Source organism: Streptomyces sp. 796.1 (assembly GCF_047525675.1).
Lineage (GTDB): Bacteria > Actinomycetota > Actinomycetes > Streptomycetales > Streptomycetaceae > Streptomyces.
In genome coordinates, this window is sequence record NZ_JBLIWA010000046.1 from 79,826 (window position 1) to 98,507 (window position 18,682).

The following is an 18,682-nucleotide window of genomic DNA, read 5'->3' on the forward strand; positions in this document are numbered from 1 at the left end:
CCCCTACCTGAGAGCCACGCCGCGGGTTGGCTCCGCAGCGGGAGGCCGGCACGGGTGTCCGATTCCTACCTTTCTTGTGTGAGTCGGGCTCGTCTCGTGTGCGTCGGAATCGCCGGTCAGCACGCCGATCGCGCGGCCCTGGCGGCCGGCGGTCACGGCTCACGACACGCCTCGTAGGCGGCGAAACCCCGCCCCCCGCACCACCGCAGGAGCACAGCCATGACCACCCACACCGGCCCCACCACACCGCCCGCAGTGCCGGTACGCGGCGGACCGGTACGCGGCACACCGGTACGCGGCAGACTGGTCCGCGTTCTGCGGGTCGCATCCGCCGTTCTGGCCTCCCTCCTCGCGTTCCTGGTCCTCGCGATCGTCCTGGGCGCGTACGTCCCGGCCGTTCCCAAGGCGGGGGTGATCGGGCCGGTGCTCGGCGGGCAGTACCCGTTCCACATCGCCGCGGTCGCGCTGGTGGGGACCGTGCTCGCCGTGCTGGCCTGGCGGGCCGGGCTGGTGCACTGGGGCCGTACGGTCACCATCATCACGTCGCTGGGCGCGCTGGGGGCGCTGACCATCGGCGGCATCCAGTTCCGGGCCGCGTACGAGGCCGGCGTGGACGTCTCCCTCGGCCAGGTGTTCACCGAACTCGGCTACCCGGCGGCGAAGCCGGACGCGACGAAGACGTACGCCCGCCCCGGGGGCGAGCCGCTGCGCGTGGACGCGTACCTGCCGGAGAGGGCCCCGGACGAGAAGACCCCGGCGGTCGTGCTCGCCCACTCCGGCGGCTTCCACACCTTCGACAAGAGCGACCTGCGCGGCACCGGCCGCTGGCTCGCCGACCACGGCGTCGCGGTCTTCGCCGTCGACTACCGGCTGGCCACCCCCGACCGCCCCACCTGGGACAAGGCCCCGCAGGACCTGGTCTCCGCACTGGGCTGGGTGCAACAGAACGCCGACGCGTACGGGGTCGACGACGCGCGGATCGCGCTCGGCGGCATGTCGGCAGGCGGCACGCTGGCGATGAACGCCGCGTACCGCCTGCACAACGGCGCCATCAAGGCCCCCGACGGCAGCGCCCCGAAGCCCCCGTCCGCCGTGGTCGGTTTCTACCCGGGCACCGACGTCACGCGGATGTGGAAGGAGGACGTGGCCGGCACCCGCAACGCGGCGGAACTGTTCACCGGCGGCACGCCCGAGCAGTACCCGGACCGCTACCGCGAGGTGTCCCCGACCGCCGACATCCGCCCCGGCCTGCCCCGCACCCTGCTCGTGGTCGGCGACCGCGACCGCAGCGCCCGCCCCGAGTCCATCCACGACTTCGGCGACGCGCTCAAGGAGCAGGGCGTCAGGGCCAAGGTCGAGGAACTCCCCTTCGCCGAGCACGCCTTCGACGACGCGTACGGCAGTCTCACCGCCCAGACCAGCCGTCAGATCCTGCTGGACTTCCTGACGGAGGGAGCGCGCTGATCCTGGGGTGGGGTGGGGCGGGGCGGCGTGGGGCGCCTCGTTGTCGGAGGCCGCCGGGAGGCGCCGGGTCCGGGGGCACCGGGTCCGGGGCGGGCGCCAGGTCCGGGGGGCGCCGAGATGCGGATGATCCGGAACCACGAAGCACGGCGGCAGTCACCGAATCGGCGCTGCGCTCGCCCCCACCCGCGCCTGCGTATCGGCATCAGCATTCAGCGGGCGTCATCGGCACAGAACTCAGCCTCGACGGCCGCGTCCTCCAGTTTCTGCTCGCCCCAGTCGCCGTTGCGGTTGATGGTCATGACGTGCCGGCCGTCGGCCGAGGCGAGTGTCCGGGTCGCGGAGCCGGGGATCATGCCGCCGTGGCCCCACGCCCAACAGCCCTCCTTGAGCTGGAAGTGCCGGATGCCGAGGCCGTAGACGTCGTCCGGACCGCCGTGCCCCTTGTCCCCGTCGACGGGGACCGCGTCCAGCAGTTGCCGTTGCTGGGCGGGCGGCAGCAGCTCCCCGGCCAACAGCTTGGACAGGAAGGTGTTCACGTCTCCGGTGGTCGAGATCAGTTGCCCGGCGGAGAAGGCCACCGTGGGGCTGAACTCGGTGACGTCGCGCTCCTTGGCCTGGGGCCCGTCCTCGAACAGGGTGGAGTAGTGCGTCGCGTGCGGTGCGGGCAGCTTGGGCGAGTGGCCGGGGACGTTCGTGCCACGCAGGCCGAGCGGCTTGATGATGCGGCGCTCGACGGCCCGTGCGTAGGTGGAGCCGGTGGCCCGTTCGATGACCATGCCGGCGAGGATGTAGTTGGTGTCGGAGTAGTCCCACCTGCCGGGCTTGCCGGGCCTACTGCCCTGTTCCGGCTGGAAGTTGGGCGGGTGGGCGAGCGCGATGTCCACCAGCTCCCGCGGGGACCACCTGACGTGGCGATTGCGGTCGAACTCGTCCCCCGCGTAACGGGCGCGGAAGCCCTCGTCCATGTTGTAGTCGAAGATGCCGCTCGTGTGGTTGAGCAAATGCCGCAGGGTGATCTTCCCCGGCCGGTACCCCTTGCCGCGCACCACCCCGGGCAGCCACCGAGCCACGCTGTCGTCCAACGACAGCTTCCCCTCCGCTTCCAGCTTGAGCAGCACCGTGGCGGTGAAGGTCTTGGTCACACTGGCGATCCGGAACCTGTCGTGAGGGCTCCGCGCCCGCCCGGAGCCCCGGTCCCCGACCCCGGCCCGACCGTTCCACACCCCGTGCGCGTCCCGCACCTGGGCGATGACGCCGGGGGTGCCCTGCGCGACGATCTCGTCCAGCACGGCCTGCGTCGGCGCGTGGGCCTGGTCCGTCGGGCGTAATCGGGACGCGGACCGGTCCGGCGAGTCGGTCGAAGCGGCGGTGACGGCAAGCGCCCCCAGACCAACGGCGACGACGACCGCAACGGCAACAGCGACGAGTAGACGACGAGACGTTTTCTGATCTCTCATGGGAACAGCTCACCAAGCGGTCGCCCCCCATACCATCGGGAAACGCCCGGAAACAGGTCGGGGAAACGACCTAGGGGCGTGCGCTTCGCAGCGCCAGCAGGCCGGACGGAACAACGCTCCGGAAGACCGCTCGCGCTTCCGGTGACAGGGGGCGCGCCGGGGGGGCACCTGTCCTGCTTCGGCTCACGAAGCCCCGCCCCGCCCCACTCCTGCAAGCACCTCGCTTGCAAAAGTTAGCAAGGCGAGGCAGCATCGCAGGCATGGCAGCACTGAACGTCGGCAACCTCGGCGAGTTCCTGCGGGAGCAGCGGCGTACCGCGCAGCTCTCCCTGCGGCAGCTCGCGGACGCCGCCGGGGTGTCCAATCCGTACCTGAGTCAGATCGAGCGCGGGCTGCGCAAGCCGAGCGCCGAGATCTTGCAGCAGTTGGCCAAGGCGCTGCGGATCTCGGCCGAGACGCTGTACGTGCAGGCCGGCATCCTCGATGCGCGGGATCGGGCCGAGGCCGAGGTCACCAGCGCGATCCTGACCGACCCGACGCTGACCGAGCGGCAGAAGCAGGTACTGCTCCAGATCTACGAGTCCTTCCGCAAGGAGAACGGCATCGGCCCCGAGCAGCCGACCGCCGCCTCGGGCCCCGGCCGGCCCGCGGGGTACGAGGGCTCCGCCGCCGCGGCTGGCGGTGGAGCGCCGGCCGGTGGAGCAGCGCCGCCCGCCGCCCCGTACGCCGCACCCGCCCCCGGCCGCACGCCGGACGTCGCGCCCGGTGGGGGCATAGCCGGCGCCACCGACCGTGGCCCCCAGCCCCGTGTGGATCCGCCTTCCGACCCGGGCGCAGGCCCCGGCCCGACCGCGGCCGGTGACGGCAACCGGGCGCCCGACCCGGCCCCGTACGACGCCTCCGCGGATGCCGCGGCGGGGCCGCCGAGACCAGCCCCACCGGCGCATGGCGACGCCGGCGCGAGCCGCGACGCCGACGCGTCGGGGGCCCGCGGCTCCCACGACGCGCAGTAGCGGCGGGCGCAGCAGACGGCGGGCCCGCGTCGACGCCGGACGACGACGCCCACGGCTGAGCGGCGCACCCCCGGCCCCGGCCCCCACGGCCGGGACGCGCCGACGCGCCGGGCCCAGCCAGCGACCACCCACACCTTCCGCACCACCCCGAGCCAACCGCCGCACCCCGAAAACCACCCCACGACACACCCCACCCCACGACAAACCCCACCAGAGCCAGCAGCACCAGGGCAGAGACCAGTGGCGGAGCGCGTGACAGCGCCGTACGCACTGGCCGATCAGGGAGGACACTCGTCATGGCCATCACCGAAGATCTCCGCAAGCGCATCACCGACCCGACCCCCTTCTACGTGGTGGCCGGCGCCGCCGACCTCGCGGCGGAGAAGTTGAAGGAGGCGCCGGCGCTCATCGACCGGCTCGTCGCCGAGACCCCCGAGCGCATCGCAGCCGTACGAGAGACCGATCCGAAGGCCGTCCAGCAGCGGGTCACCCAGCAGGCGCAGCAGACCCAGGCCAAGCTGACCGAGTTGTTCGGCAGCCTCGACACGGACATCAAGAAGCTCCGCGAGACGGCGCAGGACCTCACGTTGCAGGGGGTGGGGCGGGTCGCCGAGTACGCGGTACGGGCCCGTGACACCTACGACGAGCTGGCCGAACGCGGTCGGGGCGCAGTCCAGAACTGGCGCGGCGACAACGCCGACGACGCGACCGACACCGACGGTCCCGCCGACGCCACGGCCGAGGCCATCGAGGCGCCCGGCGTGGCCACGGCCCGCGACACCAGCCCGCGCCGCACCCGCCCCACGCACCGCATCGCCACCCCGCCCGTCTCCGCTTCCTCTGCTTCCTCTGCTTCGACCAATGGCGTCCGGCCCGTCCGCAAGGCCGGCACCACGCCGCGCCCCGTGGCCCGCCCGGCCGGCGCAGCCGCCCCCACCGGCGGGTCCGCCACGCCGGCCACCCCCGCGCCCGCCACGCCCGGCGCGGCCGAGGCCGCCGCGGACAAGCCCGTGACCAGCAAGGCCACCACGGAGCAGGCCGCCTCCGGCTCGGCCACGGCCGGCGAGACCGTGACCGGCGAGACCACGGCAGGGCAGCCGGCGCCGGAGCAGGACGCGCCCAAGTCCGCGGAGTAGGCGGGCCGTGGAGTAGGCGAATCGGCGGAGCAGCCGGTCCGGGCGCGGGCCCCGGCCCGGGACCGGCGCCCGCCGGGCCGCGCGGCGGATCGGTTCGGCAGGTCGTGACAACGGTCTGGCAGCAGGCCGGGCGTGCACCACGTGCCCGTTCCGCCGTACGGGTACCGTTGCCGCTGACACGCCCGACGGACGCGACGGTCGATCACTACATCTCAGGCGGTGGATGACGTGCTAGTGCAGGGATTCAACGAGCTGATGTTCTGGGTCTCCTGGGGCCTGCTGCTCTTCAGCCTGTTCGCCTTCATCGACGCGGCGATCCGCCGCGAGGACGCGTACCGGGCCGCGGACAAGCAGACCAAGCCCTTCTGGCTGATCCTGCTGGGCATCGCGACGGCGGCCAACCTGTTCCTGTCGGTGATGTCCTTCATCCCGATCATCGGGCTCATCGCGACGATCGTGTACATGGTGGACGCCCGGCCGGCGATCCGGCAGGTCTCCGGCGGCCGTGGGGGTGGCCGCCGCGGCGGCTCAAGCTCCGACGGGCCGTACGGTCCGTTCAACGGCCGCTGACCCCCGCGCCCCCCTTCCGACCGGTCTCCCCGCACCCGCGTGCGCGGACCGGTCAACCGGCCGACCGGCTGCTGGACTGACCAGCGGGCCGACCAGGCCGACCGAGGGCTGCCGGGACCCCGCCCCGCGCCGCCCCACCGGCCACCCACCGGCCCCCCCCTGCCGCTCCCGCCCCGCCTTCCCGCCGGCCACCGCCAACCCGTCCCACCTGCCGCACCTGCCGCACCTGCCGCACAGGGCGTCCGGCCGCCACCGCCCCGCCCACACCGGGCCCGTCGCCCCGACCCCCGTCCGGGCCTGCGCCCCGCGCGCCCACGGCCGGACCCGCCTCCGCCCCACGCGCCCGCGCTCGCCCTCGTACGCGTACGACCCGGCCCCTACCCCCGCCGCCTCGCGCGCGTACCCGCACCGCCCGCCCGCACGCGCGCGCCGCGTCCCGTACCGCCCGCCACGCCCGTACGCCCCTGCCGCGCCCGCCGAAAGGGCGACCCGCCCCGGCCAGCGGCACCCAGCACCGCACCCCCGTACGGCCCGGGCCGCTAGGTCAGGTCAACCGGACGGATCAACCGGACGGGTCGGGTCCGCGCTGCCCAGGAGGAGGACGGCCACGTCGTCCGTCAGCTCGCCGCCGTTGAGTTCGCGCACCCGCATGACGGCCGTGTCCAGCAGCTTCTCGCCGCAGAGGCCGGCCGCGAGGAGGGAGCCGATGAGTTCGACCATGCCCTCCTCGCCCAGCCGGTCCGAGCCCGTGCCGACGTGGCCCTCGATCAAGCCGTCGGTGTACATCAGCAGGCTCCACTCCGCGCCGAGCTCCACCGTCCGGCAGGGCCAGCGGGCTCCGGGGAGCAGGCCGAGGGCGGGGCCGCCGTCCTCGTACGGCAGCAGGGTCGGCGGCTGGCCGGGGCGGGCGAGCAGCGGAGCGGGGTGGCCGGCCAGGAACAGGCCGGCGCTGCGGCCGTCGGGGGCGATGTCCGCCGTGCACAGCGTCGCGAAGATCTCGTCGTCGTCGCGCTCGTGCTCCAGCACCTCCTGGAGGGTGCTCAACAGCGCCTCGCCGCTCAGCCCGGCCAACGTCAGCGCCCGCCAGGCGATGCGCAGCTCGACGCCGAGCGCGGCCTCGTCCGGGCCGTGGCCGCAGACGTCGCCGATCATGGCGTGCACCACGCCGTCGGGGGTGCGCACCGTGTCGTAGAAGTCGCCGCCGAGCAGTGCCCGGCTGCGGCCGGGCCGGTAGCAGGCGGCGAAGCGCAGGTCGGAGCCGTCGAGCAGCGGGGTGGGCAGCAGCCCGCGCTCCAGACGGGCGTTCTCCCGGGCGCGCAGCCGCGACTCGGTGAGCAGCCGGCGGGCGCGGTCGGCGCGCTTGCGCTCCACCGCGTACCGCACGGCGCGGCTGAGCACCCGGTCGTCGAGCTCGTCGCGGAAGAGGTAGTCCTGGGCGCCGACCCGGACCGCCTCGGCCGCGCGCTCCGCGTCCCCCTCGGCGGTCAGCGCGAGCACCGCGTGCCCGGGGGCCATGCGCAGCACCTCGCGCAGCGTCGCCAGCGCGTCATCGCCGTCGGCGTCCGGGCGGCCGGCGCCCGCGCCCTCGTCGTCGTCGGTGGGCCGCGGCAGCGCCAGGTCCAGGACGATGCACTGGGCCTCGTCGGTGAGCAGCCGCTGCGCCTCGGTCAGGTTGCGGGCGGACCTGACCCGCACCGGCTTGCCGTCGGCGTCCGTCAGCTCGGGCATCGTGAGCGCCCCCGAAGGGTCGTTCTCGATCACCAACAGGCTGATCCCGGCCTCCGGAAGCGGGCCTGACGGTACGGATAACGCGGCAGCCGATGCCTCTCGCTGGCGCGGCACGGGTGCGGGTGCCGGTACGGGCATCGCTCCATTTCCTTGTCTCCCCCGAGGCGCAGAACGGCCCGCCCATGGCCGCGGCGTCGCGCCGCCCGCCACGACCGCTGGCCGTGACGCACGGCACGTGCTGCGACCAGCCCATGGTGCGGAGGGGCCGGTGGCCCGCTCGCCAGGCCCCGCCGGCCGCGCGGAGCGGCCTGCGGCAGACAGGCGGTCGGGCCACGGACGACGTGGTGCCGTCCGCACCGGCGAGCGGCCCCGTGTCGCTGGGCGATGGGCCCGGTGTCCCGCCGGTTACTGCCAGCCGACCCTAGCGAACCCGGGCCGTGGAGTGGAATGCCACCCGACCCGCTGGCCAGGGGCATATGCCATGGCCGTACGGGTATGGGCGGGCCGGCCGCGCAGCGGGTACGCGCCAAGCCGGAGCCCGGGCCCGCCCGGCACGCGGGCCGCGCACCGGGCACGGCCGTGACCCCGCCGGGCCCGCGCCGCACCGCCCCGGCCCGCGACCGGCCGGGCGCGCGCCGCGTACCACCCGAGGCTCCGCCCGTACCAGCACGGTCGGCCGCGGCCGGGCGGCGCGCTACTCCTTCGGGGCGTCGGGGCGGACCACGCCGAGGATCTCCATGGAGCCGGCGCCCGCGAGCGTCACATTCCGGCCAGGGCGCGGGGCGTGGACGATGGTGCCGTTGCCCACATACATCCCGACGTGGCTGGCGTCCTTGTGGTAGATGATCAGGTCGCCCGGGCGCAGGTCCTTCAGGTCCACCCGGGTCAGTTGCCGCCACTGCTCCTGCGAGGTGCGCGGGATCGACCGTCCGGCCGCCTCCCAGGCGCGCAGCGTCAGACCCGAGCAGTCGAAGGTGTCGGGGCCCTCGGCGCCCCACTCGTACGCCTTGCCGATCTGGCCGGTGGCGAAGGCGATCGCCCGCTTCGCAGCCGGGGACGTCTCGCTCTCGACGCCGTCGGCGCCCTGCCAGTTCGCCCCGCCGTCCCGACCGGCGCCCACGCCGTCCTGCGCGCCCGCGGCGCCCTTCCCGTCCCCTATGTCCTTGACGTCCTGCGCGGCGCGCGAGCGCAACCACGCCTGCTGCGCCTTGGCCGCCTTCTCCGCCTCCAGCTTGCGCAGCCGCTCCCGCTCCTCGGCGGCGAGCTGCGACTCCAGCTTCTTGGCCGCCTTCAGCTTGGCCTGCACGTCCTTGCGCGCGGCGTCCTTCTGGGTGCGGGTCTGCTCCAGGCGCGTCCACTTGGCCGTCGCGTCCTTGGCGTACCGGTCCAGGTCCGCCTGGGTGCGGGCCAGACTGCCGAGGACGCCCTTGGTGGCGTGCTGCCCCTTGCGGGCCAGCGCCACCCCGTCCAAGAACGCCTCCGGGTCCGCGTTGAGGAGCACGTGCGCCTCGGGCGGCAGCCCGCCGTTGCGGTACTGCGCCCGGGCCATCGCCCCGGCCTGCCGGCGCAGCGCGGCCATCTCCCGCTTCGCCGCGGAGACCGAGGTGGCGATGCGGTCGAGCTGCTTCTGCTGGGTGCGCTGCCGCTCCGCCGCCAGGTTGTACGCCTCGGTGGCGCGCTCCGCCTCCTGATACAGCGCCTCCACCCGGCGGTGGACCTCCGCGAGCTCCGCCGCGCTCCGCGGCTTCGCCGGCTTCGGCCGGTCGGGGGCGGCCAGCGCCACCCCGGGGGTGACCGCCACGCCGGCCAGCGCACAGACCAGGGCCGTGGCCGCCACGACGCCGCGCCCGCGGCCCCCGCCGTCGCCCCGCCCGCCCCTCTCTCGTCCCCGTCGCACCGACCGACCTCCCTCTCCTGCGTTCTCCGGGTCCATCTGGGTGTTCTCCGCACGCCCTGCCCTGCGCCCTGCCCGCTCTACCTGCCGCGCCCGTCCTGCCCTGTCCGTCCCACCTGCTCCGCCCGCGCTGTGCGCCTCGCCTGCCGCCCTACGCGCTCCGCCTGCCGCCGTGCGTGTCGTACGTACGCGTCTGTACGTGCCTACCGCGCCCCGCCCGCCCCACGCCTCCCACCTGCTCTGACGCGCCCTGCGTGCTCGGCGTTCCTTGCAGTCGGCCCTCTCTGCGCCCGACCCGCGCCCCGCGACTACCGCGGTGGTACGGCCCGAAAGCACCAGGGCCAAGCCCCGGCCCCGCCCCGAGCACGGCGCTCGCCCCCCCGACCTGCCGCAGCGAAGCCCCCGTCGCAGCCGCGCCACAGCCCCGCGCCAAGGCCCCACCACAGCCCCGTGCCGAAGCCACCCGCAGCCCCGCACCGGCCGGCCCCGCGCCGCAGCACTTTGCGGACCTACTGCCACGTAACGCCGGATCGTGCCACGCCACGGCCGCGAGCGACAGGGCTGTGGACGAGCACGCTCCGTCCTGCGCCCGCCGTCCCCCACACGACCCCCACCCAACCGACGGCCCTCAGTTTTCACACGGACCACACACATCACTTAGGCCATTTAGAGCCCAACCAACCCGCGCATCCCTGAAACCCCACGCCGTACGCGTAGTCACTCAAGCCCCAGCGCACCACTAGCGCCGCACCGCCCCACGGCCACCCCCACACCAGCAAAGGGCCAGCTCAGCACCGCTGAACCACCGCCGACATCAGCACCCCGGGGTAGGCCACCACACTGACGGGTGAGGTTCACCCTCCGTTCACTCACGCCCTTCAGCGGCTTCACCTGATCTGCCTAATTTCGGCCTTACACGGTGCGCGACGCACCCACCAATGCGCGCCGCACGCAGCAGTTACTCACACAGTCCTGCTACGAACCTCGAACCTCTTCGCACGCCGTCCCCACCGGCGGCTCCTGGAAGGAACTCCCGAAAGTGAAGCTTCAGCGCAAGAACCGGCTTCGCGCCATTGCCGCCGGTGCTCTCGCCGTGTCCGGTGCTCTGGTCCTCACAGCGTGCGGCTCGGACGACAACAGCGACTCGAACGGCGGCGACACCAAGAAGCCGGTTGCCGGTTCGATCAAGTGCGAGGGCGACGGCAAGCTGCTCGCCTCCGGCTCGTCCGCGCAGCGCGACGCCATGGACCTGTGGGTCAAGAACTTCGGCAGCGAGTGCAAGGACATCAGCGTCAACTACAAGGGCACCGGCTCGGGCGCTGGCATCCAGGAGTTCCTCCAGGGCAAGACCCAGTTCGCCGGTTCCGACTCGGCGCTGAAGCCCGAAGAGGTCGAGACGTCGAAGAAGGTCTGCAAGTCCGGCCAGGGCATCAACCTGCCGATGGTCGGCGGCCCGATCGCGATCGGCTTCAACGTCGACGGCGTGGACAAGCTGACGCTGAACGCCGAGACGATCGCGAAGATCTTCGACTCGAAGATCAAGAAGTGGAACGACGAAGCGATCGCCAAGCTCAACCCCGACGTCAAGCTCCCCGACCTGAAGATCCAGGCGTTCCACCGCTCGGACGACTCGGGCAGCACCGACAACTTCACCAAGTACCTCAAGGCCGCCGCGCCGCAGGCGTGGCCCTACGAGCCGGCCAAGGCGTGGGCGGGCGAAGGCGGCGGCTCCGCTGACGGCTCCTCCGGTGTCGCCTCGCAGGTCAAGCAGGTCAACGGTGCGATCTCGTACTACGAGCTCTCGTACGCCGCCTCCAACGGCACCAAGACCGTCGACCTGGACACCGGTTCGGGCACCCCGGTCCAGGCCACCGTCGAGAACGCCTCCAAGGCCATCGCCGAGGCGAAGATCGTCGGCACCGGCAAGGACCTGGCCCTGAAGCTCGCCTACGACACCAAGGCCGCGGGCGCGTACCCGATCACCCTGGTCACGTACGAGATCGCCTGTGACAAGGGCAACGACCCCAAGAGCCTGACCGCTCTGAAGTCCTTCCTCGGCTACACCTCCAGCGAGGCCGGCCAGAGCTCGCTGAAGGAGCTGGGCTTCGCCCCGCTGCCGGCGGAGGTCGCCACCAAGGTCCGCGACACCGTCGCCTCCCTCTCCTAACCCCGAGCGCGGCTGGTCCCACCGGACGGCCCGCACCCCACCCGGGGTGCGGCGCCGGCCGGGGCCAGCCGCGCCTTCCGGTGCACCGCCGCGCCAGGAGTCGTACCCGGACTCCGCAGACCGGAGAAACACATGGACATAACACCCACCTCCCCCACCAGCCCACCACCTGAGAAGCAGCCGCCGCTCGCGGCGGACAAGACCAGCCTGACCAAGGGCGGCAAGGGCAAGGCCACCCGCCCCGGCGACCGGATCTTCCTCGGCCTCTCCCGCGGTTCCGGCATCACGCTGCTGGTCGTCATGGCCGCCATCGCCGTCTTCCTGACCGTCCGGGCCGCCTCGGCGCTCAACAAGAACACGGGCAACTTCCTCACCACCTTCGAGTGGAACGCGGAGCTGCCCGACCCGAACTTCGGCATCGCGGTCCTGCTCTACGGCACGGTCATCAGCGCGATCATCGCGATGGTCATCGCGGTCCCGGTGGCCGTCGGCATCGCGCTGTTCATCTCGCACTACGCCCCGCGCGCCATCGCCTCGCCGCTGGGCTACGTGATCGACCTGCTCGCCGCCGTCCCCAGCATCATCTACGGCCTGTGGGGCGCGCTCTTCCTGGTTCCGCACCTGGAGGGGCTGTACAAGTGGTTCGACGACTACTTCGGCTGGACCGGCATCCTGGAGTACAACGACGGCACGCCGCGGTCGCTGTTCACCATCGGCATCCTGCTCGCGATCATGATCCTGCCGATCATCACGAGCGTCAGCCGTGAGGTCTTCCTCCAGGCCCCGAAGATGCACGAGGAGGCGGCGCTCGCGCTCGGCGCGACCCGCTGGGAGGTCATCCGGATGTCGGTGCTGCCGTTCGGCCGCTCCGGCATCATCAGCGCCTCCATGCTCGGCCTCGGCCGCGCGCTCGGCGAGACGATGGCCGTCGCCACCGTGCTCTCCACCAGCTTCGACATCCAGACCAGCCTGCTCGACGGCGGCGGCGGCACCATCGCCCAGAACATCGCGAGCGGCTTCAAGGAGGCCGACGACACCGGCCGTGACGCGCTCATCGCCTCCGGCCTGGTGCTCTTCGTGCTCACCCTCCTGGTCAACGGCGCCGCCCGGCTCATCGTCGCGCGCCGCAAGGAGTACTCGGGGGCCAACGCATGAGCCACCTGATCCCGGCCCACCGGCCGCAGACGGACCAGCCCACCGCACCTTCGCGCCGTGCGGGCGCAGTGATCATCGAAAGGTGCGGGGCATGAGCAACACCACCGTGCAGAAGGTGACCGACGCGAGCACGCCACGCTCCTCCAGGCTGTACCAGCCGCGGCTGCCGTTCTGGTCCCCGATCGCGCTGATCGTCCTCTCCGTCGGGCTCGGCTGCGGCATCGGCCTCGCCGCCGACCTGGACAGCAAGATCCAGTGGGGCCTGATATCGGCCCTCCTCTTCGTCCTCATCACCTTCGGCCTCACGGCCCGGGTCGAGGGCAAGCGGCAGGCGAAGGACCGGCTGGCCACCAGCCTGGTCTGGGTCTGCTTCATCCTCGCGGTCATCCCGCTGGCCTCGCTGATGTACGAGACCATCAAGCGCGGCACCAAGGTGCTGGACGGCGCCTTCCTCAGCCACTCGATGAAGGGCACCCAGAACGTCCTGCCGGGCGGCGGCATCTACCACGCCATCATCGGCACCCTGGAGCAGGTCGGCATCGCCACCCTGATCGCCGCCCCCATCGGTCTGCTGACCGCCGTCTACCTGGTCGAGTACGGCCGCGGCAAGCTCGCGAAGGCCGTCACCTTCTTCGTCGACGTCATGACCGGCATCCCCTCGATCGTCGCCGGTCTGTTCATCCTCAGCCTGTGGATCATCATCCTGGACTTCGGTTACTCGGGCTTCGCCGGCTCGATGGCGCTCGCCATCCTGATGATGCCGGTGGTCGTCCGCTCGACCGAGGAGATGCTCAAGCTCGTACCGAACGAGCTGCGCGAGGCATCGCTGGCGCTCGGTGTGCCCAAGTGGCGCACCATCCTTAAGGTGGTCCTGCCGACCTCGATCGGCGGCATCACCACCGGCGTCATGCTCGCCGTCGCGCGCATCGCGGGTGAGACCGCCCCGATCGTCCTGCTGGTCTTCGGCAACCCGGCGATCAACAACAGCCCGTTCGAAGGCGAGCAGTCCTCACTGCCCTTCTACATCTACGAGCAGTGGGCGAACGGCAACGAAGCGTCGTACGACCGCGCCTGGGCCGCGGCCCTGGTGCTCATCGCCTTCGTCATGATCCTGAACCTGGTCGCTCGCGGCATCGCCCGTTGGAAGGCCCCGAAGACCGGCCGCTGAGGCCCCGTATTCCGGCTCCGCCCGCGGGGTCGACGTAGAAAAGAAGTGATTCACATGGCCAAGCGCATCGACGTCAGCGGCCTCACCGCGTACTACGGCTCGCACAAGGCCATCGAGGACATCTCGATGACCGTGGAGCCCCGCTCCGTGACCGCCTTCATCGGCCCCTCCGGCTGCGGCAAGTCCACCTTCCTGCGCACCCTCAACCGCATGCACGAGGTCACCCCCGGCGGTCGGGTCGAGGGCAAGGTGATGCTGGACGACGAGAACCTCTACGGTGCCGGCGTCGACCCGGTCTCCGTGCGCCGCACAGTCGGCATGGTCTTCCAGCGCCCCAACCCGTTCCCCACCATGTCGATCTTCGAGAACGTGGCGGCGGGCCTGCGCCTGAACGGCTCGTACCGCAAGAGCGAGCTCAACGACATCGTGGAGCGCTCCCTCAAGGGCGCCAACCTGTGGAACGAGGTCAAGGACCGGCTCAACAAGCCCGGCTCCGGCCTCTCCGGCGGTCAGCAGCAGCGACTGTGCATCGCCCGCGCCATCGCGGTCGAGCCCGAGGTGCTGCTGATGGACGAGCCGTGCTCGGCGCTCGACCCGATCTCCACCCTCGCCATCGAGGACCTGATCGGCGAGCTCAAGGAGCGCTTCACGATCGTCATCGTGACGCACAACATGCAGCAGGCCGCCCGCGTCTCCGACCGCACGGCCTTCTTCAACCTGGCGGCGATAGGCCAGCCCGGCAAGCTCATCGAGATCGACGAGACGGAGCGCATCTTCGCCAACCCGTCCGTCCAGGCGACCGAGGACTACATCTCCGGCCGCTTCGGCTAAAGAGCCCGACGCCCGCCCCGGGGCAGCGACCCCGGGGCGGACCGAGATAGAGCAGCTTTGCGGTGCTGCATGGCGGTGCCACCGCAAGGCGATGGGCCCGCCCCCTGGCTCCCGGGGGGCGGGCCGCCCCATCCCCACACCTTCCGCCCCACACCGGGGCACCCGCCCGACGCCGCACGGCAGGGGCCCGGCCCACGACGGGCCGGTTGTCGGACCTGATGGACCTGATGTGATGCGGCAGCCGTACGACACGGATCAGGCCGTACGGGTACGTGGCAGCGCACGGCGACGCGCGGCGGGCGCGGCAGACACGGCGACGCACGGCGGACGCCGGTCACCAGCGCAGCAGACGTGGCGGGCGGATCGCCGTTGGTCGGGGGCGCGGCGTCCGTCAGGGCGCGGCGTCAGCCGAAGGCGAGCTGGACGATCCAGTAGCTCACGGCGGCCACCGCCGCCGCGGCGGGCATGGTGATGAACCAGCCCACGATGATGTTCTTGGCCACGCCCCAGCGGACCGCGTTGACCCGCTTGGTGGCGCCCACGCCCATGATTCCCGAGGTGATCACGTGCGTGGTGGAGATGGGCGCGTGGAACATGAACGACGCGGTGTACATCACGGAGGCCGCGGTCGTCTCGGCCGCGAAGCCCTGCGGCGGGTCGAGCTCGATGATCCGGCGGCCGAGCGTACGCATGATGCGCCAGCCGCCCGCGTACGTGCCCAGCGAGAGCATCAGCGCACAGACGATCTTCACCCAGGTCGGGATCGGGTCGCCGGCGTCCTCCACATCGGCGATGACCAGCGCCATCACCACGATGCCCATGGTCTTCTGGGCGTCTTGCAGACCGTGGCCGAGGGCCATGCCGGCCGCCGAGACGGTCTGCGCGATGCGGAAGCCGCGCTTGGCCTTGTGCGGGTTGGCCTTCCGGAACATCCACATGATCGCGACCATCACCAGATAGCCGAGGACCAGGCCGACGACCGGCGAGACGAACATCGGGATGACGATCTTCTCGATCACCCCGGACCAGATGACATCGATGCCGCCGGCCAACGCGGCACCCACCATGCCGCCGAACAGGGCATGCGAGGAGGAGGACGGCAGGCCGAAGTACCAGGTGATGAGGTTCCACGCGATCGCCCCGACCAGCGCGGCGAAGAGGATGCCCATCCCCTTGTCGCCCTCGGGCGTGTCGATGAGCCCTTCACTGACGGTCTTGGCGACCCCACTGCCGAGGAAGGCACCGGCCAGGTTCATCACCGCGGCCATCGCCAGCGCGGCGCGCGGCGTCAGGGCCCGGGTGGACACCGAGGTGGCGATGGCGTTGGCGGAGTCGTGGAAGCCGTTCGTATACGTGAAAAAGAGCGCGACCCCGATGGTCACGACGAGCGCGAAGGTGTCCACCGGGGGTCAGGACTCCTTGACCGCGATGGTCTCGACGGTATTGGCGACGTGCTCGAAGGCGTCGGCCGCCTCCTCAAGCACGTCGACGATCTGCTTGAGCTTGAGCACGTCCATCGCGTCGTACTTGCCGTTGAACAGATGGGCCAGGAGCTTGCGGTGGATCTGGTCGGCCTGGTTCTCCAGCCGGTTGACCTCGATCCAGTACTCCGTGAGGTTGGTCATGGTGCGCAGGTTCGGCATGGCCTCGGCGGTCAGCTCGGCGGCCCGGGCAAGCACCTCGATCTGCTGCTCGACGCCCTTCGGCAGCTCTTCCACCTGGTAGAGGACGACCAGGTCGACCGCCTCCTCCATGAAGTCCATGATGTCGTCGAGCGAGGAGGCGAGGCTGTAGATGTCCTCGCGGTCGAACGGCGTGATGAAGGACGAGTTGAGCTGGTGGAAGATCGCGTGGGTCGCATCGTCACCCGCGTGCTCCGCCGCCCGCATGCGCTCGGCGATCTCGGCCCGCGCGGAGGAGTCCGCCCCGAGCAGTTCCATGAGGAGCTTGGAGCCGGTCACGATGTTGTCCGCAGATGCGGCGAACATGTCGTAGAAGCTCGTCTCCCTGGGGGTCAGACGAAAGCGCACTGGGGCATCCTCTGGGTGCAGCGGATTCGGTCTCGTTGATGCTAGGCACAACATCCGGCCATGGCTAACCGGCATTCCACCAGTGTCGCCTATCGGGCAGAGTGCCTATAACGGGGCCCGGCCGCCATCAGCGCCATTCGATACCATGTACCCCGTAGGGGTATATGCGACTCTCACCCGTTCGGAAGGACGCCATGACGACGACGGCAGCCGACAGCGGGGCCGCCCGCGATGGCGACCAGCCCCAAGCTCCCAGCGACGCCCTGCCCGCCGCCACCTCAGCCGAAACCGACGAGGTCACGGCGGCGACGCAGGTCACAGTGTCCCGCGCGGACGACGCCGGGGACCAGACCCGCGACACCACCTCGTCCTGCGCGGCCCACGGAGCGGGGGCGGCGCACGGCGCGGCCGGCAGCCCGCCCGGCCCGCACGGCTACGCCAAGCAGCGGGACCAGCACCTGAAGCGGCTGCGCCGGATCGAGGGCCAGATCCGTGGCCTGCAACGGATGGTCGACGAGGACGTGTACTGCATCGACATCCTCACCCAGGTGTCGGCCAGCACGAAGGCGCTCCAGTCCTTCGCACTGCAACTGCTCGAAGAGCACCTGCGGCACTGCGTCGCGGACGCGGCGGTACGGGGCGGCGACGAGGTGGACACCAAGGTCGCCGAGGCGTCCGCCGCCATCGCCCGACTGCTGCGCACCTAGGGCGGCGTGCCGCGCGGCGCCCGGCCCGGGCGCCGCGCGCCCCGGACGGTCCGGGCGCCGCACCGCCGGCGCCCATCGGTCCCGCACCCCGCATCGGCCCGTCCGTCGCCGCGCGCCGTGACGTCGTACGCGCCGCCGGGAGGGGGCCGTGTCGCGCCAGCCGCGCCGCCGGACGGCTCACGGCGGCCGGTGACCGACCCCCTGGCCACGCTCGGGAAGGGGCTCGGGCCCGGGGTCGCGGGCGGCCTCGGGCGCGGGTTCGGAAGTGGCGGGATTTGATCGGTCCACATGGACGCGCAAGACGGCGTCGATGTGGGCCGCGCTCATGCGCTCGGCGTCCACGCTCGACGCCGCGATCATCAACTCGCCGTAGAGGTCGATCTCGACGAGGGCCACATGGTCCGAGACCGACGAGCCCTGACGCGCCACCATGTGTGTCACCTCCTTCGAGCGCCGACCGGGCGGTCGGCGACGCCACCGACGTCGCGGCCGGCTTCACCGACGTCGTAGCCGGCGATCCAGCGTAGGGACAGGCACACACCGCGCACATGGCACGGATGGGTCATTTCCATGGGGCAAGCCCCCTCACGGAACTAATTCTTCGGCGAGTCGACCGCACCCGCATAGATATCCGCGGGTTTGGGAGTGTGCAGGGCGATCGGCGCGCCAAAGCCGTACAACTCGGTCGTCGAGACCACGTCGGTCTCCCGGTGCTGGCCGCCGGCGGTGTTGGTCATGGTGAACCGGTGGCGGATCTTGCGCAGCCGGCCCCGGGCGTCGAGGAAGGCGTCGAAGCGCACCGCGTCGGTGGCGAACCCCCTGGCCGCGGCCCGCAGCACGCCGCGCGCGTACGGTTCGGCGGCCCGGGCGGCGGCGCGCAGATCGGCGACGCCCCGGTAGTGCCAGAGCCCGCCGCGGCCCTGGGCCGGTCGCCCCACGACGCTCACCTGCCGCGCGCCGCGCAGGAGTTGGGCGGCCACCAGTGGATCGGTTGCGCCCCCGCTGACCAGGTTGCCGTCCGCCACCCGGGTGCTGTCGACGCGCAACCAGCGGTCGCTCGGCACCCCGGCGCCGCGGTTGAACATCAACAGTTCGGCGGGGGCGAGGAGCTCGATGATCGGCCGCTGCTCCGCCGCACCCACCGCGTCCCTCGGCGGCACGACCCGCAGCCGGCCCCTGCGGGCAGCGAAGTCGTAGCCGCCGCTGCCCTCGATGGCGACCCGGGTCGCGCCGGCATCGGTCTGCACCGAGGTGCGCATCCGTGCGCTGCCCGCCTGCGCGAGCGCCCCCGCGGCGTCCCGCAGCGCCGTCGGCGCGGCGCCGACCTCGCGCTCGGCGGGCTCGTCCGATGCCTGTTCGGGC

General features: G+C 72.1%; 16 protein-coding genes. 9 read left to right on the forward strand and 7 right to left on the reverse strand.

The window, feature by feature from the left end:
- Positions 1 to 219 precede the first annotated feature (219 nt).
- Entirely contained in the window at positions 220 to 1,464 is a 1,245-nt protein-coding gene (locus ACMA1D_RS27130) for an alpha/beta hydrolase (protein WP_414726630.1), read from the forward strand.
- A gap of 209 nt (positions 1,465 to 1,673) precedes the next feature.
- On the opposite strand, the gene ACMA1D_RS27135 is transcribed toward ACMA1D_RS27130, so the two are convergent.
- Complete coding sequence (locus tag ACMA1D_RS27135) at positions 1,674 to 2,921, reverse strand: serine hydrolase domain-containing protein (protein ID WP_414726631.1); 1,248 nt, start codon at positions 2,919 to 2,921, stop codon at positions 1,674 to 1,676.
- A 260-nt stretch (positions 2,922 to 3,181) separates the two neighbouring features.
- On the opposite strand from ACMA1D_RS27135, the gene ACMA1D_RS27140 reads away from it, so the two are divergent.
- The 3 genes from ACMA1D_RS27140 to ACMA1D_RS27150 all read left to right on the forward strand — a co-directional run bounded on the left by ACMA1D_RS27140 (position 3,182) and on the right by ACMA1D_RS27150 (position 5,640).
- A complete protein-coding gene (locus tag ACMA1D_RS27140) occupies positions 3,182 to 3,934 on the forward strand; it encodes a helix-turn-helix domain-containing protein (protein WP_414726632.1) in 753 nt (250 codons plus the stop codon).
- A gap of 296 nt (positions 3,935 to 4,230) precedes the next feature.
- A complete protein-coding gene (locus ACMA1D_RS27145; RefSeq protein WP_414726633.1) occupies positions 4,231 to 5,070 on the forward strand; it encodes a hypothetical protein in 840 nt (279 codons plus the stop codon).
- 228 nt (positions 5,071 to 5,298) lie between these two features.
- Positions 5,299 to 5,640, forward strand: a complete 342-nt coding sequence (locus tag ACMA1D_RS27150; RefSeq protein WP_414726654.1) for a DUF2516 family protein — start codon at positions 5,299 to 5,301, stop codon at positions 5,638 to 5,640.
- Between the two features lie 549 nt (positions 5,641 to 6,189).
- Here ACMA1D_RS27150 and ACMA1D_RS27155 read toward each other — a convergent pair.
- Both ACMA1D_RS27155 and ACMA1D_RS27160 read right to left on the reverse strand, forming a co-directional pair.
- The gene (locus ACMA1D_RS27155) at positions 6,190 to 7,506 is read right to left on the reverse strand and encodes a PP2C family protein-serine/threonine phosphatase (protein ID WP_414726634.1); all 1,317 of its coding nucleotides are present in this window, start codon (positions 7,504 to 7,506) and stop codon (positions 6,190 to 6,192) included.
- A gap of 556 nt (positions 7,507 to 8,062) precedes the next feature.
- Positions 8,063 to 9,205, reverse strand: coding sequence for an NlpC/P60 family protein (locus tag ACMA1D_RS27160; RefSeq protein ID WP_414726635.1), 1,143 nt, complete (start codon positions 9,203 to 9,205; stop codon positions 8,063 to 8,065).
- 1,096 nt (positions 9,206 to 10,301) lie between these two features.
- Between ACMA1D_RS27160 and pstS the strand changes: the two genes are divergently transcribed.
- The 4 genes from pstS to pstB all read left to right on the forward strand — a co-directional run bounded on the left by pstS (position 10,302) and on the right by pstB (position 14,583).
- Positions 10,302 to 11,429, forward strand: coding sequence for a phosphate ABC transporter substrate-binding protein PstS (pstS, locus tag ACMA1D_RS27165; protein WP_414726636.1), 1,128 nt, complete (start codon positions 10,302 to 10,304; stop codon positions 11,427 to 11,429).
- A 132-nt stretch (positions 11,430 to 11,561) separates the two neighbouring features.
- A complete protein-coding gene (gene pstC, locus ACMA1D_RS27170; protein ID WP_414726637.1) occupies positions 11,562 to 12,584 on the forward strand; it encodes a phosphate ABC transporter permease subunit PstC in 1,023 nt (340 codons plus the stop codon).
- 91 nt (positions 12,585 to 12,675) lie between these two features.
- Positions 12,676 to 13,752, forward strand: coding sequence for a phosphate ABC transporter permease PstA (gene pstA / locus ACMA1D_RS27175; RefSeq protein ID WP_414726638.1), 1,077 nt, complete (start codon positions 12,676 to 12,678; stop codon positions 13,750 to 13,752).
- A gap of 54 nt (positions 13,753 to 13,806) precedes the next feature.
- A complete protein-coding gene (pstB, locus tag ACMA1D_RS27180) occupies positions 13,807 to 14,583 on the forward strand; it encodes a phosphate ABC transporter ATP-binding protein PstB (RefSeq protein ID WP_349993758.1) in 777 nt (258 codons plus the stop codon).
- A gap of 404 nt (positions 14,584 to 14,987) precedes the next feature.
- Here the strand turns inward: pstB and ACMA1D_RS27185 are convergent, their stop codons facing one another.
- Both ACMA1D_RS27185 and ACMA1D_RS27190 read right to left on the reverse strand, forming a co-directional pair.
- Complete coding sequence (locus ACMA1D_RS27185; protein ID WP_414726639.1) at positions 14,988 to 15,986, reverse strand: anion permease; 999 nt, start codon at positions 15,984 to 15,986, stop codon at positions 14,988 to 14,990.
- Positions 15,987 to 15,992: 6 nt separating this feature from the next.
- Positions 15,993 to 16,613 (reverse strand): DUF47 domain-containing protein, encoded by a 621-nt coding sequence (locus tag ACMA1D_RS27190; protein ID WP_349993760.1) that lies wholly within the window; start codon positions 16,611 to 16,613, stop codon positions 15,993 to 15,995.
- 320 nt (positions 16,614 to 16,933) lie between these two features.
- Between ACMA1D_RS27190 and ACMA1D_RS27195 the strand changes: the two genes are divergently transcribed.
- A complete protein-coding gene (locus ACMA1D_RS27195; protein WP_414726655.1) occupies positions 16,934 to 17,320 on the forward strand; it encodes a metal-sensitive transcriptional regulator in 387 nt (128 codons plus the stop codon).
- Positions 17,321 to 17,497: 177 nt separating this feature from the next.
- On the opposite strand, the gene ACMA1D_RS27200 is transcribed toward ACMA1D_RS27195, so the two are convergent.
- Together ACMA1D_RS27200 and ACMA1D_RS27205 are read right to left on the reverse strand one after the other, a co-directional pair.
- Positions 17,498 to 17,752, reverse strand: coding sequence for a hypothetical protein (locus ACMA1D_RS27200; protein WP_414726640.1), 255 nt, complete (start codon positions 17,750 to 17,752; stop codon positions 17,498 to 17,500).
- 161 nt (positions 17,753 to 17,913) lie between these two features.
- Positions 17,914 to 18,682: hypothetical protein (locus tag ACMA1D_RS27205; RefSeq protein WP_414726641.1), on the reverse strand; the 769-nt coding region annotated here is incomplete at its 5' end.

Coding starts and splice junctions, on each gene's coding strand:
- ACMA1D_RS27130 (WP_414726630.1), top strand. CDS start 220: ATGACCACCCACACCGGCCCCACCACACCGCCCGCAGTGCCGGTACGC.
- ACMA1D_RS27135 (WP_414726631.1), bottom strand. CDS start 2,921: ATGAGAGATCAGAAAACGTCTCGTCGTCTACTCGTCGCTGTTGCCGTT.
- ACMA1D_RS27140 (WP_414726632.1), top strand. CDS start 3,182: ATGGCAGCACTGAACGTCGGCAACCTCGGCGAGTTCCTGCGGGAGCAG.
- ACMA1D_RS27145 (WP_414726633.1), top strand. CDS start 4,231: ATGGCCATCACCGAAGATCTCCGCAAGCGCATCACCGACCCGACCCCC.
- ACMA1D_RS27155 (WP_414726634.1), bottom strand. CDS start 7,506: ATGCCCGTACCGGCACCCGCACCCGTGCCGCGCCAGCGAGAGGCATCG.
- pstC (WP_414726637.1), top strand. CDS start 11,562: ATGGACATAACACCCACCTCCCCCACCAGCCCACCACCTGAGAAGCAG.
- pstA (WP_414726638.1), top strand. CDS start 12,676: ATGAGCAACACCACCGTGCAGAAGGTGACCGACGCGAGCACGCCACGC.
- pstB (WP_349993758.1), top strand. CDS start 13,807: ATGGCCAAGCGCATCGACGTCAGCGGCCTCACCGCGTACTACGGCTCG.
- ACMA1D_RS27200 (WP_414726640.1), bottom strand. CDS start 17,752: ATGGTGGCGCGTCAGGGCTCGTCGGTCTCGGACCATGTGGCCCTCGTC.